The organism is Citrobacter sp. Cs237 (assembly GCF_030332325.1).
GTDB lineage: Bacteria > Pseudomonadota > Gammaproteobacteria > Enterobacterales > Enterobacteriaceae > Citrobacter_A > Citrobacter_A sedlakii.
Genome location: NZ_JAOWIB010000002.1, coordinates 1 through 253, shown reverse-complemented (window position 1 = coordinate 253; position 253 = coordinate 1). Strand labels below are relative to the sequence as shown.

Here is a 253-nt window from a genome sequence, read left to right as displayed (position 1 = left end):
GTGCCGCCAATCGTCACGGTCACCGTCTGACCCGCCGGGGCGGTGGTGGTGCCGCCGATCAGCAGATCCGCCTGCGCTTCCGTGGCGTTCAGGATATCGTCTGCGGCGATGGTGCTGATGGCGATCACCGGCGCGTCCGTATCCACGCTGTAGTCGTGGGTGGCCGATGCGCTGTTACCTGCCGCATTGCTGACGCTGGCCTCCACGCGGGCGCTGCCGTCGGTCAGGGTCGCCAGTTCCGCAGCCGGGACGA

1 protein-coding gene is annotated in these 253 nt (G+C 68.8%); it reads right to left on the bottom strand.

Annotation, left to right across the window (positions count from 1 at the left end; all coding sequences use genetic code 11):
* A partial coding sequence (locus OGY07_RS00010) for a hypothetical protein (protein WP_286597880.1) occupies window positions 1-253 on the bottom strand: 253 nt, incomplete at both ends.